Genomic DNA, 14,865 nt, shown 5'->3' with positions numbered 1-14,865 from the left:
GCTAGTGATCACTAGCCTTATTTTTTGTTGAGTGATTATTAATACGTTGATTTTTCGATCTTGATCGCAAAAAAAGAATAATCAAGTTGTATGTTACTTAAACACTTATAAGCTATCTTTCATTGGTTGAAAAGCATACGCTTTAAGCGTATAGTGAGGGAAACAGTGAAGTTAGTTTTTGTAGAATTACCACCTTTTGAGCGATATAGACAAAAGCACCTTAGTGATGAAGAATATAGACATTTTCAGAATGAGCTATTAGAAAATCCTAATAAAGGAGATTTAATCCAAGGTACGAACGGCTTACGCAAAATTAGAATTGCAGATATGCAACGAAATAAAGGTAAGAGAGGTGGAGCAAGGGTAATTTATTATCATATTGTGAATTATTCAAAAATTTTGTTGGTTACCGCATATGGTAAAGATGAACAATCAGATTTATCTAATACGGAACGCAATATGTTAGCGAATAAAGTGAAGCGTATTGTTGAATTAGAGATAAGGAGTTGTAATGGGAAAACTTTTTGATGATTTAATGGAAGGGCTTGATGCTTATGAAAAACATATCCAAGGCAAAATCACCCTGCGAACCACGGTATTAGAAAAGCCTGAACCAGTAGAACTTAGCCCGTCTGAAGTTAAATCGATTCGAGAAAAATTAAATCTGTCGCAAGCGGTTTTTGCGCATAAATTGCATACTTCCGTGCGGACTTATCAAGGGTGGGAGCAAGGCAAAACTAAACCGAATCCACAAGCTACTTTGTTATTACGAATGGTGGACAAATCTCCGCAATTATTAGAACAAATGGCACAGCTCTAAGCCGGTTAAATACAAGCGGTCGTATTGGTAAAAAAATTTGCAAATACGACCGCTTTACTTTTGTCTATTTGTTATATTGCAACGAATTTGTGTTAAAATTTAACGTTTGTATTTTAGTAAATTTGAAAGAGAACTGAACGTGGAACAAAATTTAGTCGAATTTTTAACAAAAACTTTAGATGATTTAAAAGCGCAAGATATTTTAGCGATTGACGTGCGCGGTAAATCGAGCATTACCGATACCATGATTATCGCAACCGGTACTTCGGTGCGTCACGTAGCTTCAACCGCAGATCGTTTAAGCGCAGAAGCAAAACAAGCGGGCTTTGAAGTATTTGGTGAAGAAGGTAAAGCGGTAGCGGATTGGATCGTGGTCGATTTTGGTCAAGCAATTGTGCATTTATTACAAGCGGATGCCCGTGAAATGTATCAATTAGAAAAACTGTGGGCATAATCGTCATTTTCGTGGTGGCACAATGAAAATACAATTAATTGCGGTCGGGCAAAAAATGCCGGATTGGGTAAAGGTCGGTTTTGAAGAATACCAACGCCGTTTCCCGAAAGATATGCCGTTTGAACTGATTGAGATTCCCGCCGGTAAACGCGGCAAAAATGCGGATATTAAACGCATTTTAGAGCAAGAAGGCAAAGCGATGTTAGCCGCCGCCGGTAAAGGCAAAGTTGTGACCTTGGATATTCCGGGCAAGCCGTGGACAACCGAACAATTGGCGAGCCAATTGGAGGCGTGGAAAAATGACGGGCGAGACGTATGCTTGCTGATCGGCGGGCCGGAAGGACTTTCGCCGGAATGTAAAGCCGCCGCAGAACAAAGCTGGTCTCTTTCGCCGCTAACCTTACCGCATCCGATGGTGCGCGTAATTGTTGCTGAAAGTTTATATCGTGCGTGGTCACTGACTACAAATCACCCTTATCATCGAGAATAGCTTGATCTCGAACGGACATGGTAAAAAATGCCAAAATTTTGACCGCTTGTTCCGTTCGCTCGAGCACAAAATGAGATAAACAATGTTTGGTAAACTCGGAAAATTAACTAATCCAAAGCCTCGTGAAAAAGTGCGAGATGGGCAAGCGGAGAGCAATCTGTTTGCTCGTCGTGCGTTGATTGCATTTATCGGGGTATTGGCACTTACGGGTGTGCTATTAACCAATCTGTATCATTTGCAGGTGGTGAATTATGAGGATTATCAAACACGTTCCAACGGTAACCGTATCAAATTATTACCTGTTCCGCCTACTCGCGGTTTAATTTACGACCGCAACGGTAAAGTATTAGCTGAAAATATTACCTATTTCGGGCTTTATATCATTCCTGAAAAAACCGAAAACCTAGAAGAAACGTTAGTTGAACTACGTGATGTAGTCGGCTTAACCGATGAAGATGTGGAAGAGTTCCGTAAAGAGAAAAAACGCACCTCTCGTTATACGCCGATTTTATTAAAGGGTAATTTAAACGAAGAACAAATGGCGCGTTTTGCGGTAAACCAATATCGTTTTCCAAGTCTAGACGTACAAGCGTATTACAAACGTAATTATCCTTACGGCGAAACCTTAACCCATATTCTCGGTTATGTGGCGAAAATTAACGAAAAAGATAAGAAAAAACTCGAAGAAGATGGGAAGTTCGGTAATTACGCCGGTTCGCACGATATGGGTAAATTAGGTATCGAGAAATATTACGAAGATCAATTACACGGACAAACCGGCTTTGAAGAGGTGGAAATCAATAACCGAGGCAAAGTGATTCGTAAATTGCGTGATCAGCCTGGGGTGGCGGGTAGCAGCATTCGTTTAACCATTGATGTGGAATTACAACAATATATTCAGAATTTGCTCGGCGATCAAAAAGGTTCGGTAGTGGTGCTAGATCCTCGTGACAGTAGCGTATTGGCGATGGTTACCAACCCGAGCTACGACAATAACTTATTTGTCGGCGGCGTATCAGGGGCGGATTACAAACGCTTATTGGAAGACCCAGCTCGTCCGTTATATAGCCGTGCAACGCAAGGGACTTATCCGCCGGCTTCCACGGTGAAACCGTTTTACGCGGTGATGGGATTGGCGGAAGGAAAAATTACACCGCAAAATGCGATTTATGACCCGGGTTTTTGGATCTTACCGGGCACGACACAACGTTATCGAGATTGGAAAAAAGGCGGTCACGGATCAACGAACGTAAATAAAGCGATTACCGAGTCTTCCGATACTTTCTTCTATCAGCTTGCCTATGATACCGGCATCGAAAAAATGTCGGAATGGATGCGTAAATTCGGTTTCGGACAGAAAACGGGCATTGATATTTTTGAAGAGTCAGCCGGCGTATATCCGAATCGTGAATGGAAGCAACGTCGTCATAAAAAATCTTGGGTACAGGGTGATACGATTCCGGTCGGTATCGGACAAGGTTACTGGATTGCAACCCCGTTACAAGTGGCGAAAGCGCAAGCAATCTTGATTAATAACGGGCGTGTCAATACTCCGCACTTGATGATGGAAGTGATCGGCAGCGATAAAACTGAACCGTATAAAGACCCGCTATTGTTCGAAGATATTCAAGGCGTGCCGGAGCGTTTTTGGCAAGTGGCGAAGTTCGGTATGTATAACGTGATTAATGCCGCAAACGGTACCGGACGTAAAGCAGGCGGTTCGTTTTACCGTGCCGCCGGTAAAAGCGGTACGGCGCAGGTGTTTAACTTAAACGGCGGTAAATACAATAAGAATGCGTTGAAAAAAGAGCTACACGACCATGCGTGGTTTATCAGCTATGCGCCGTATGAAGAACCTAAAGTTTCCGTTGCGATTATTTTAGAAAATGCGGGCGGCGGCGGTTCTAATGCCGCACCGGTGGCTCGCCAAGTGATGGATTTCGCTTTACGAAATACCTTAAAAGAACCGGTGGGAACTACGGAACCATTGCAAAATATTGAGCAAATTCAACCGCTTGAACAAGAAGGACAAACAAATAATGAGTAGCGGAATAAGAAAATTTTTTTGGAAGATTTTTTCCCTCGATATATGGTTGTTACTCGGATTGTTGGCAATTACCGGTTACGGTTTAATTGTGCTGTATAGTGCCAGCGGTGCCAGTGAAAAGATGTTTACCAACCGTATTATTCAAGTTTCGCTCGGTCTGGGTTTAATGCTTTTTATGGCAATGATTCCGCCTCGTTTTTACGAGCGAGTTTCGCCTTATCTCTACCTTGTTTGTATCGTGATGTTAATCTTAGTGGATTTAATCGGCGAAACCAGTAAAGGGGCGCAACGTTGGTTGAATTTAGGCTTTGTGCGTTTCCAGCCGTCGGAAATTGCCAAATTGTCGGTACCGTTGATGGTGGCGACTTATTTAGCGAAACGAGCTTTACCGCCGAGTTTAAAAGATACTTTTATTGCGCTGGGGATTATTATCTTGCCAACCTTATTGGTTGCGATACAGCCGGACTTAGGTACATCGATTTTAGTGTGTGCCGCCGGTATTTTCGTATTATTTTTGGCGGGTTTAAGCTGGAAGTTAATTAGTGCCGGTGTAGTTTTTCTCGCCGGTTTTATTCCGATTATGTGGTTTTTCTTGATGCATGATTATCAAAAAACCCGTGTGATGACCTTGATTGATCCGGAAAAAGACCCGCTGGGAGCCGGTTATCATATTATTCAATCGAAAATTGCCATCGGTTCGGGCGGCATTAACGGTAAAGGCTGGATGGAAGGCACACAGTCGCAACTTGAGTTTTTACCCGAACCGCATACCGATTTTATTTTTGCCGTACTCAGTGAAGAACACGGTATGGTCGGTATTTTAATCTTATTGGCGATTTATTTGTTCATAATTGCCAGAGGTTTAGTCATGGGAGCCAAGAGTGATTCTGCCTTCGGACGACTTATTTCGGGCGGTACCGCATTGCTTTTCTTTGTTTATGTTTTTGTAAACATTGGTATGGTGAGTGGTATTTTACCTGTAGTTGGTGTACCCTTACCGCTGTTTAGCTATGGGGGAACCTCTTATGTGACGCTCATGGCGGCATTCGGGTTGATGATGTCCGCTTATGTTCATCGTAAGCGTATCAGCGGTAACAACCCGTATAGTAAACTTTAATTTGAACCCTACAGGCTGAATATAGGGTTTGAACTTTTGCTTTTTTGCGGTATCAAAAAGCACATACAAGAGCAGTTATCTATCAAAAGAAAGATTAACAGCCACCACAAGATAATCCTGTTTTGTGGGCAAAACACATCGTTACACAGTACGATATCTAAATGAGGAAAACTTATGCGATTAAGTAAAATGGTAACCCTGTTGTTAGCTGGATTCTTAACATTAGGATCATTGAATTCTGTTGCAGCAACCAAACACGCAAAAACAGCAGTCATAAAGAAGCACATCGTTTCTAAAACTGCAAAAAAAGCGGTAAAACAAACCGCTCTTAAAGCGAAAAAATCAGTCAAAACTGTTAAAAAGTCGCTTAAAGAACAACATAAACATACTGCTCGTAACCACTATCAGTCTGGTGTTGCAAGTTACTATGCAGATAAATTTAACGGACGCCGTACCGCAAACGGCGAAAGATTTAGCAATTCGGAAATGACCGCAGCGCACAAAACATTACCTTTCGGTACTTTAGTGGAAGTAACCAATACTCGTAATGGTCGTTCGGTTGTTGTTCGTGTGAATGATCGCGGGCCGTATGCTCATACTCGTGTGGTGGATTTATCTAAAGCAGCCGCGCGCCAATTGGGAATACATGGAGCCGGCACCGCACACGTTAAGTTAGCCGTGCTAAATAAAAATAAAAAAGCTACTTCTGTAGCGAGCGAAGAAGATATTTAGAATATTTTATATCTCGCATCAGGGTTTGTTGAGTTTCAACAAGCCCTTGTTTGCTTTATACCACCTGTTGTTTCCCCAAAGAATTGGATGCTTTTATGAAAAGAACGTTATTAAAATCCGTAAGCCTTTGTGCTTTAGCCGTTTCTCCGTTTGTTCATGCAGACGCAAATGTGGACTTCGGTATTTCGGCACCGCAATTAAATGCACAGACCTATATTTTAATGGATTATAACTCGGGTAATGTGTTAGCGAGTTTAAATCCGGACCAACGTCAATATCCCGCCTCATTAACTAAAATGATGACCAGTTACGTGGTAGGTGATGCGCTTAAACAAGGCAAAGTGAAAAACAGCGATATGGTAACCGTAACGGAAAATTCTTGGGCACAGAAGTTTCCGGGATCTTCGTTAATGTTCTTGGATTTAAATACGCAAGTATCGGTTGCCGATTTAATGCGAGGTTTAATTATCGTTTCAGGTAACGATGCGGCGGTGGCTTTGGCAGAGCATACTTCAGGTTCTCAACAAGCTTTTATTGACCAAATGAATAAATTCGGTCAGCAATTCGGTTTAAAAAATACTAACTTTACGACCGTGCACGGTTTGGACGACCCGGATCAATACTCATCGGCACGTGATATGGCGATTATCGGTGCGCATGTGATTCGAGATCAGCCGGAAGAATATAAAATTTACGCAGAAAAAGAATTTAAGTACAACATTAAAAAACCGCAACCGAACCGTAACGGATTACTTTGGGATAAAACGATTAATGTGGACGGTATGAAAACCGGGCATACTAATCAAGCCGGCTATAATTTAGTCGCATCGGCAACGAATAGTAATACCCGTTTAATTTCGGTGGTAATGGGTGTGCCGACTTATAAAGGCCGTGAAGTTGAAAGTAAAAAATTGCTTCAATGGGGTTTTGCTAATTTCGAAACGGTAAAATCATTACAAGCGGGTCAGGCGGTTTCCGAGCAAAGCGTTTATTACGGCGAGGCGAGCAAAGTTCAACTTGGTTCGGTGCAAGATAACTTCGTGACTGTACCGAAAGGTAAAGCATCGGAATTAAAAGCGCGTTATGAACTTGAACGTAAAAATCTTGAAGCACCTTTAGCAAAAGGTCAGGTAATCGGTAAAGTGATTTATCAATTAGACGGTAAAGACGTAGCGAGTAACGATTTGCAAGTTTTACAGGATGTACCGGAAGCGGGTATTTTCGGTAAAGCGTGGGATTGGGTGGTCTTAACCGTTAAGAGTTTATTTGACTAAACGTAACTCACTTGTAATGTTCAAAATCATCCCCATATTTGGATGACCAATCTATAAGCGGTATGATTTCGCAAAATTCTTGCAAAATCATACCGCTTAGTCTTAATAGTATAAGAGAGAAAAAGGATATAAATATGACACAATCAAGAACAGTAAACCTACAAGACTTACCACAGGCAAAATTAAAAGATTTATTAGAATTTCCGTGTTCGTTCACCTTTAAAGTGGTGGGTACCCATCGTGAAGATTTAGTGGACGATGTGGTGGCAATCACGCAAATTCACGCCAAAGGCGACTATAATCCTCGCCAACAACGCAGTTCAAAAGGCACCTATAATTCCGTTTCAATCGATATTATTGCCGAGCATATTGATCAAGTTGAAACGCTTTACGTAGAGCTTGCTAAAATTTCAGGCGTAAGAATGGTCTTATAATAAGATGTTAATTCCGGACGGAGATAATCTGATGAATCAACTTATTATTCGCCAACTTGGTGTTCAACCGTATGAAGAAATCTGGCATCAAATGCAAGATTTTACCGATAAGCGTGACGAAAATACTGCCGATGAAATTTGGCTAGTGCAGCATCCGGCGGTGTTTACCCAAGGTTCTGCCGGTAAACCGGAACATTTACTGAATCCGACCAATATTCCGGTGGTACAAACCGATCGCGGCGGACAAATTACCTACCACGGCGAAGGTCAGCAGGTTATGTATGTGTTGATTGACATCAAGCGTTTAAAAGCGCAGGGGAAAGATGTTTCGGTTAGAGATTTAGTAACCTCTTTAGAGCAGTGTGTGGTAAAAACTTTAGCGGATTACGGCATTGAAGGTTATCCGAAACCGGATGCACCGGGTGTGTATATTAACGGTAAGAAAATTTGTTCGTTAGGATTACGAATTCGTCAAGGTCGTTCATTTCACGGTTTAGCATTTAATGTGAATATGGATCTTACGCCGTTCAGAAATATTAATCCGTGCGGTTATGCTGGACTGGAAATGACGCAACTGAAAGATTATATTGCCGAATCGGCGGCACAATGCGATTTAGTTTCGCCAAAATTAGTTGCGCACTTTTGCAACATTTTGGGGTATAATGAACAACAAATTATTAACATATAATGTTGAGTAAATATTTGCCCGTTAAGAGCAAATCATCAGAATTATAATATCTGTGTGTCGGGGCGGGGTTATCTCCGCCCTTTAACATTGCATAGAAAAGGATAGAACTTAATGACAATTGCGACAGGTACTAAGCCTAAAAAAATGGAAGCGTTCAAGATGGAACGCGGCGTGAAATATCGCGATGCAGCCAAAACCTCGGTAATTCAAGTACGTAATATCGACCCTGATCAAGAATTATTACCGAAACCAAGTTGGATGAAAATTAAATTACCGGCGGCTTCGGCGAAAATCGACAGTATCAAACACGGTATGCGTCGCCACGGCTTACACTCGGTATGTGAAGAAGCGTCTTGCCCGAACTTACACGAATGTTTTAACCACGGTACGGCAACTTTCATGATTATGGGCGCAATTTGTACTCGTCGTTGTCCGTTCTGTGACGTGGCACACGGTAAACCTCTACCCTTAGATCCGGAAGAACCGCGTAAAGTAGCGGAAACCGTACAGGATATGAAGTTAAAATATGTAGTAATTACTTCGGTCGATCGTGACGACTTGGCTGACCGTGGTGCGGCGCACTTTGCTGCAACAGTACGTGAAATCAAAGCGTTAAATCCGGAATGTAAAGTGGAAATTTTAGTGCCGGATTTCCGAGGTCGTGTAGAACAAGCGGTTGAAATTTTAAAACAAAATCCGCCGGATGTGTTTAACCATAACCTCGAGAATGTGCCGCGTTTATACCGTGAAGTACGTCCGGGAGCTGACTATAAATGGTCGCTTGAGCTACTAAAAATCTTCAAACAAGAATTCCCGAATATTCCGACCAAATCGGGTTTAATGGTAGGGCTTGGCGAAACGAACGAAGAAATTTTAGAAGTGATGCAAGACTTACGTGATCACGGTGTTACTATGCTGACGATCGGTCAATATTTACAGCCAAGCCGTCATCACTTAAAAGTAGAACGTTATGTGCCGCCGGAAGAATTTGATATGTTCCGTAGTGAAGCGGAAAGAATGGGCTTTGAACACGCTGCTTGTGGACCGTTCGTTCGTTCTTCCTATCATGCCGATTTACAGGCGAAAGGCGAGTTAGTCAAATAATTTGCGAAAATAAAGAGAAAGCAGACCGCTTTCTCTTTTTTATCTACGTAGATAGCAAAATGGCGAGCATAAGCTCGCCATTTATTTTCCTTAGGTAAGGTGAGCTTTCGCTCCCTCTTTTTTATCCTTGATTATTTTTTCAATAAATCACGGATTTCTGTTAATAATTTTTCTTCTGCTGTCGGTTCAGCCGGTGCAGCTTCCGCCGGTTTTTTAAGTTTGTTGATCACTTTAACCATACCGAATACCGCAATAGCGATGATTAAGAAATCGAATACGTTTTGAATGAATGCGCCGTATTTTAACATTACCGCTTCAGCACCTTCTTTTGCCGGTGCGATTTCGATTGCGAGATCTTTAAAATCTACGCCGCCGATTAACCAACCGATAGGTGGCATTACTACATCGCTAACTAATGAAGATACGATTTTACCGAAGGCACCACCGATGATCACACCGACAGCCATATCTACTACATTGCCTTTTACCGCAAATTCACGGAACTCTTTTAAAATGCTCATTGCTTTTCCTTTTTCATTGAAATTCATACCCACTATTGGGCATTAAGTGGGCGATTATAAAACAAACGGTAATATCCTATTAACACTTTTAACTAAATTTACACTTACTCTATTTTGTTTAATCTTTGACCAAATCGGCTAACTTGTTGCCAGTCGGTGTATTCATATTCTTTACTCGCATCCGTTTCACCTTTGGTCAGTTTCATAATAAGTTGAATACAAAGACGATCCAATAAGGTGTAACGAGGGTAAAGCAGTGCGCCGGCAATTACTTCCACCTGAGTCGGTCGCCATTTGATTTTAGCGAGAAACTTACGGGTATAAACATTGGTTTCCGGTGTTTTGCGATTCGCTTTGCGAGCGGTTAAATTTACGCTAAAAAATGCGGAAGGTTTTTGATTTAAAACTTGATGATGTTGTTCAATAAATTGATAGACCAAGTCATTGAAATGGCCGTAACGAATTGAGGCGCCGAGGACAATTTGATCGGCATTGGCAAGTTTTTCGGAAAAATCGACCTCTTGTGCTTGTAGTGAAATCAGTTCGACTTCGTGGCTAATTTCCTGTGCCAATTTGTCCGCAATACGTTTAGTTTGACCGTCGGTCGTAAAATAGAGGATTAGGGTTTTCATTTATTTATTCCATTTTTAATCTTTCCAGAATACCGGACTTAAAATTACTAAGAGCGTAAATACTTCTAAACGTCCGCATACCATAGCTATCGTTAATATCCATTTTGCACCGTCCGGCACTTGAGTGAAGTTACTGCTGACGTTACCTAATGCAGGACCGAGATTGTTCAGTGAAGCAACCACCGCATTAAAGGCGTCAAACGTTTCCATACCGAAGGCAATAGTGCCGAACCAACACATTACGAATACAAAAATATAAGCGGAAAAGAAAGCCCAAATACCTTCTTCGATACGCTCCGAGAAAATATGCGCACCGAGTTTGATCGGTTTAACCGAATTAGGGTGGACGAAACGGTGAATTTCTCGGTTTGCTTGTAAGTATAACAACATTACCCGAATCACTTTTAATCCGCCGCCGGTCGAGCCGGCACAACCGCCGATAAAGGATGCCATCACCAATAATATAGGTAAAAAAGACGGCCATTGGCTAAAATCATTGGTGGTAAAACCTGCGGTGGTTGAAATCGATACCGATTGAAACAACGCATGTTGGAAGGTGATTTCGGCATTATCAAAATAGTTATAAATACTTAAAATGGCAAAACAAATCAAAAACAGGCTTAATTGGATCACGGCAAATGAACGAAACTCATAGTCTTTCCAATAGAGTCGTTTAAATATATTGCCGGTTTGTTTGTTATTTTTATCTTTCAATTGATCGATTAAGGCAAAATGTAAGCCGAAGTTAATTGATGAAATCAGTAAAAATACGGCGGTAATACTATTGATCACAATGCTGTCAAAATAACCGATGCTGGCGTCGTGCGTAGAAAAACCGCCAATCGAAATAGTGGCAAAGCTATGACAAATCGCATCAAACCAACTCATTCCCGCAATTTTAAAAGCAAGGGTGCATAAAATGGTTAAGCTAAAATAAATTTGCCACAGCAATTTAGAGATTTCGGCGATACGAGGGCGCATTTTTTGGTCTTTTAACGGCCCCGGCATTTCCGCACGGTAGAGTTTACCTAAACCGATAAGCGGAATAATTGCAATCGCCAATACGATAATCCCCATACCGCCCAACCATTGCAGAAATTGGCGGTAAAACAGAATGGCTTTAGGTAACTGGTCTAAACCGGTAATAACGGTTGCACCCGTTGTCGTGAGCCCTGAAAAGGATTCGAAAATCGATTCGCTAAAATTCAAATCGGGGTGCTCTAAAATAATAAAAGGCACGGAACCTAGCGAGCCGAGTACCACCCAGAAGAGGACTACGATTAAAAAACCTTCTCGGGAACGCAACTCATTTTTTTGGTTACGACTAAACCACCAGAGCAAAGTACCGACGCTAAACGTCAGTAAAAACGATTGTAGGAATTCTCGACCGCCGCCGTCGCCGTAAATAAGCGCGACGAAAGCAGGTAAGAGCATCGTAAATGAAAAGCTCATCACAAGAATGCCGACAATACGAAGAATTGATAAGAATTGCACAAAGACCTCAAATGAATCGGGTGCATTTGCCCGAAGGTAAGCGGTTAAATTTCGTGAGATTTTAGCAAAAAAGTCAATGGTTATGAATGATTCGCTCTTTCCTCAACCTCGGTAAGAGAAAGTTTTCCGGCAAAACGTTGGGTTATTTGTCGAATAAACAGCTCCAGTTCACTTGGGTTAATCGCTAAGGTTAGGTTAATTTTCTCATTAAATTGCTGTTCAAGCACTACAATATCATGCTCGGTGATTAAATGTTGCAACGTATTAAACTGATCGTATTCACAAATAAGACGGTAATGTTGGCGTAACACTTTACGTTGTTGCTCAACTTGCAGTAATGCTTGTTGTACGCCTCCGCCATAGGCTTTAACCAAGCCGCCCGTTCCTAGCAGAATACCGCCGTAATAGCGTACCACAACCGCAGTAATTTCGCCTAAACCTGAGCCGAGCAAATAATTTAACATCGGTTTACCGGCAGTACCGGATGGTTCGCCGTCGTCCGAAAATCCATATTGTTGCGAATCATTCGGCATCCCGGCCACCGTTGCCCAACACCAATGACGAGCGTGCGGATGCAAAGCCTTTATTTCCGCCCAAAAAGTTTTTGCCTGTTCCATGCCGTCGGTATGGCAAAGATAGGTAATAAAGCGACTTTTTTTGATTTCTTCTTCAAAAATAACGGTTTTTTGCGGGACAAAATATTCCATAAACTTAGCCGAGTAATATATAAAACAATGATGATACCCGAATTTGCCAAGATTTGGCGAAAATAGACCGCTTGTACATAAAAAATGTAGAAAAAAGTTGCATATATTGTACGAAAAAGTATATCTTCAAGCGGCAAACACAATTCTATTTTGAGGGTTTCTCTATGAAAATATCTTATAAACTTTCCCTTCTAGCCGGTTTATTGCTTACCGGTGTTGCGCAAGCTGATCCAACTCCGCTGAAATTGGGGACAGGCAGTGATAGCGGGCTTTATTTTGTAACAGGTAATGCGATTTGCCAATTTGTAAATCGCAGTGAAAATCACACCGCTTGTAAAGCGCTTGCCAGCGATGCTTCGGTTGATAATCTGAATAAAATTGCGAACGGTCAGTTAGAAATGGGGATTGTGCAGTCGGATTGGCAATATCATGCTTATCACGGTACCAGTTCATTTGAAGGCAAACAGAACGACAAACTACGAGCGATTTTCTCGATTTATCCCGAGCCGTTTACCTTAGTAGTACGCAACGATTCCGCTATTCAATCGGTCGATGATTTGCAAGGTAAAAAAGTGAATGTCGGCGTGGACGGTTCCGGCACGCAAGCAACGATGAATGTTCTACTAAAAACCAAAGACTGGACGGAAGCGAATTTTAAAGAAGCGTTAAAACTTACGCCGGCAGAAATGGGCAAAGCGTTGTGCGAGAAAGATGTTGATGCGATTAGTTATAATGTCGGTCACCCGAATGCCGCACTCAAAGAAACCGCCAACAGTTGCGATATTCGCTTGATTCCTGTGGCTGATGAAGTGGTCGGTAAATTAGTGGCGGAGCAAGGCTACTATGCGAAAGCGACTATTCCGGCTCACGTTTATAAAGGTGTTGAACAAGCGGTCGATTCTTTCGGGGTTTATGCAACGTTAGTCACGTCAAGCGATGTAAGTGAGGAACAGGTTTACCGAGTAGTAAAAGCGGTATTTGAAAACTTTGATCGTTTCAAAAAATCACATCCGGCATTTGCTCATTTATCCGAAATGGAAATGGTCAAAAATGCGCTATCCGCTCCGCTTCATTCGGGCGCAGTGAAATATTATAAAGAGCGTGGTTGGTTGTAATTGCCCACTCTGCGACTTTTCAAATATCTTCCTGATGGCGCTCATCTCTGACGAGTGCCTGTATTTTTCATATATCAATAATTACCAGCACCCGTCGGGAGACGGGCGCTATCTTCCGTGCAATCTGCGCATTCCGTGGTTAAAAATGTTTAGTACGAAACACAGTTGCTGTATTTCTTCTGTTACAATTCCGTTATCCATTCACTTATCAACGAAAAATTATGTCAAAACTTAATATTATTTTTGCCGGCACACCTGATTTTGCCGCACAACACTTACAAGCGTTATTAGATTCAGAACATAATGTGATTGCGGTTTATACCCAACCGGACAAACCTGCTGGCAGAGGTAAAAAACTGCAAGCCAGCCCGGTTAAACAATTAGCCGAACAACATAACATTCCGGTATATCAACCAAAATCCCTACGTAAAGAAGACGCACAAGCGGAATTAAAAGCACTGAATGCCGATGTGATGGTCGTAGTGGCTTACGGTTTAATCTTACCGGAAGCGGTACTGAATGCGCCGAAATACGGTTGTTTAAATGTGCATGGTTCGCTGTTACCACGCTGGCGTGGAGCGGCACCGATTCAACGCTCGATTTGGGCGGGCGATCAGGAAACCGGCGTGACCATTATGCAAATGGATATCGGCCTAGATACCGGCGATATGTTACACAAAGTTACTACACCGATTGCCGCAGACGAAACCTCCGCTTCGTTATATGCCAAGTTAGCCGAACTTGCGCCGCCGGCGTTATTAGAGGTATTAGACGGTTTAGAAAGCCAAGCATTTAAAGCGGAAAAACAAGATGAAGCGCTGTCCAACTATGCGGAAAAACTTTCAAAAGAAGAAGCAAAATTAGACTGGAATTTGACCGCTTGTCAGCTGGAACGCAATATTCGAGCGTTTAACCCATGGCCGATTAGCTTCCTCACGTTAGAGGTGGACGGCGTAGAACAAAGTGTGAAAGTGTATCAAGCGAATGTGTTACCGCATCAAGCTAAGGTTGCCGGTACAGTATTACAAGCGGATAAAAACGGTATTCAAATTGCAACGCAAGACGGTGTGTTAAATATCACTCAATTACAACCTTCCGGTAAAAAACCAATGTCCGTGCAAGACTTCCTTAACGGACGTGCCGATTGGTTTGCAGTAGGCAAACAACTCTAAAAATATAAAAACTCTCTGATACCGGAAAACATAACGCACACACTTAGCATAATTATTCCATTAG

The 14,865-nt window shown here is 42.0% G+C and carries 17 protein-coding genes; 13 read left to right on the top strand and 4 right to left on the bottom strand.

Features of this window, described 5'->3' with window-relative positions; genetic code table 11:
* Positions 1 to 165: 165 nt before the first annotated feature.
* From NYR63_RS08635 to lipA, 11 genes are all read left to right on the top strand, one after another.
* The gene (locus NYR63_RS08635; protein ID WP_278226473.1) at positions 166 to 528 is read left to right on the top strand and encodes a type II toxin-antitoxin system RelE/ParE family toxin; all 363 of its coding nucleotides are present in this window, start codon (positions 166 to 168) and stop codon (positions 526 to 528) included.
* Positions 512 to 820: a helix-turn-helix domain-containing protein gene (locus NYR63_RS08630; RefSeq protein WP_275218140.1), complete on the top strand. Its 309-nt coding sequence runs from the start codon at positions 512 to 514 to the stop codon at positions 818 to 820. Before NYR63_RS08635 ends, NYR63_RS08630 begins: the two co-directional genes overlap by 17 nt.
* A 139-nt stretch (positions 821 to 959) precedes the next feature.
* Positions 960 to 1,274, top strand: coding sequence for a ribosome silencing factor (rsfS, locus tag NYR63_RS08625; RefSeq protein ID WP_005619625.1), 315 nt, complete (start codon positions 960 to 962; stop codon positions 1,272 to 1,274).
* Positions 1,275 to 1,296: 22 nt separating this feature from the next.
* The gene (rlmH, locus tag NYR63_RS08620; protein WP_005598965.1) at positions 1,297 to 1,764 is read left to right on the top strand and encodes a 23S rRNA (pseudouridine(1915)-N(3))-methyltransferase RlmH; all 468 of its coding nucleotides are present in this window, start codon (positions 1,297 to 1,299) and stop codon (positions 1,762 to 1,764) included.
* A gap of 82 nt (positions 1,765 to 1,846) precedes the next feature.
* The gene (mrdA, locus tag NYR63_RS08615; protein ID WP_279457155.1) at positions 1,847 to 3,811 is read left to right on the top strand and encodes a penicillin-binding protein 2; all 1,965 of its coding nucleotides are present in this window, start codon (positions 1,847 to 1,849) and stop codon (positions 3,809 to 3,811) included.
* Entirely contained in the window at positions 3,804 to 4,928 is a 1,125-nt protein-coding gene (gene rodA / locus NYR63_RS08610; RefSeq protein WP_279457154.1) for a rod shape-determining protein RodA, read from the top strand. Before mrdA ends, rodA begins: the two co-directional genes overlap by 8 nt.
* Before the next feature lie 174 nt (positions 4,929 to 5,102).
* On the top strand, positions 5,103 to 5,660 hold the full coding sequence (locus tag NYR63_RS08605; RefSeq protein WP_279457153.1) for a septal ring lytic transglycosylase RlpA family protein: 558 nt from the start codon (positions 5,103 to 5,105) through the stop codon (positions 5,658 to 5,660).
* Positions 5,661 to 5,755: 95 nt separating this feature from the next.
* Positions 5,756 to 6,934 (top strand): serine hydrolase, encoded by a 1,179-nt coding sequence (locus NYR63_RS08600; RefSeq protein ID WP_279457151.1) that lies wholly within the window; start codon positions 5,756 to 5,758, stop codon positions 6,932 to 6,934.
* Between the two features lie 134 nt (positions 6,935 to 7,068).
* Positions 7,069 to 7,368: a DUF493 family protein YbeD gene (gene ybeD / locus NYR63_RS08595; protein ID WP_005598954.1), complete on the top strand. Its 300-nt coding sequence runs from the start codon at positions 7,069 to 7,071 to the stop codon at positions 7,366 to 7,368.
* Between the two features lie 31 nt (positions 7,369 to 7,399).
* Positions 7,400 to 8,056 carry a lipoyl(octanoyl) transferase LipB gene (gene lipB / locus NYR63_RS08590; RefSeq protein WP_279457150.1) on the top strand — a complete coding sequence of 219 codons (657 nt, stop codon included), beginning with the start codon at positions 7,400 to 7,402 and terminating at the stop codon, positions 8,054 to 8,056.
* Positions 8,057 to 8,167: 111 nt separating this feature from the next.
* Entirely contained in the window at positions 8,168 to 9,160 is a 993-nt protein-coding gene (gene lipA / locus NYR63_RS08585; RefSeq protein WP_279457149.1) for a lipoyl synthase, read from the top strand.
* A 131-nt stretch (positions 9,161 to 9,291) separates the two neighbouring features.
* On the opposite strand, the gene mscL is transcribed toward lipA, so the two are convergent.
* From mscL to NYR63_RS08565, 4 genes are all read right to left on the bottom strand, one after another.
* On the bottom strand, positions 9,292 to 9,681 hold the full coding sequence (gene mscL, locus NYR63_RS08580; RefSeq protein WP_279457148.1) for a large-conductance mechanosensitive channel protein MscL: 390 nt from the start codon (positions 9,679 to 9,681) through the stop codon (positions 9,292 to 9,294).
* A gap of 104 nt (positions 9,682 to 9,785) precedes the next feature.
* A complete protein-coding gene (hemG, locus tag NYR63_RS08575) occupies positions 9,786 to 10,313 on the bottom strand; it encodes a menaquinone-dependent protoporphyrinogen IX dehydrogenase (protein WP_279457147.1) in 528 nt (175 codons plus the stop codon).
* A 15-nt stretch (positions 10,314 to 10,328) separates the two neighbouring features.
* Complete coding sequence (locus NYR63_RS08570; protein ID WP_279457146.1) at positions 10,329 to 11,807, bottom strand: TrkH family potassium uptake protein; 1,479 nt, start codon at positions 11,805 to 11,807, stop codon at positions 10,329 to 10,331.
* An 80-nt stretch (positions 11,808 to 11,887) separates the two neighbouring features.
* A complete protein-coding gene (locus tag NYR63_RS08565) occupies positions 11,888 to 12,514 on the bottom strand; it encodes a YigZ family protein (protein ID WP_279457145.1) in 627 nt (208 codons plus the stop codon).
* Between the two features lie 164 nt (positions 12,515 to 12,678).
* Between NYR63_RS08565 and NYR63_RS08560 the strand changes: the two genes are divergently transcribed.
* Together NYR63_RS08560 and fmt are read left to right on the top strand one after the other, a co-directional pair.
* Positions 12,679 to 13,629 carry a TAXI family TRAP transporter solute-binding subunit gene (locus tag NYR63_RS08560; protein ID WP_279457144.1) on the top strand — a complete coding sequence of 317 codons (951 nt, stop codon included), beginning with the start codon at positions 12,679 to 12,681 and terminating at the stop codon, positions 13,627 to 13,629.
* Positions 13,630 to 13,850: 221 nt separating this feature from the next.
* Positions 13,851 to 14,801 (top strand): methionyl-tRNA formyltransferase, encoded by a 951-nt coding sequence (gene fmt, locus NYR63_RS08555; RefSeq protein WP_279457143.1) that lies wholly within the window; start codon positions 13,851 to 13,853, stop codon positions 14,799 to 14,801.
* The last annotated feature ends 64 nt before the right edge of the window (positions 14,802 to 14,865 follow it).

This window comes from Actinobacillus genomosp. 1 (assembly GCF_029774175.1).
Taxonomy (GTDB): domain Bacteria; phylum Pseudomonadota; class Gammaproteobacteria; order Enterobacterales; family Pasteurellaceae; genus Actinobacillus.
This window is presented reverse-complemented; position numbering and strand designations above follow the sequence as displayed.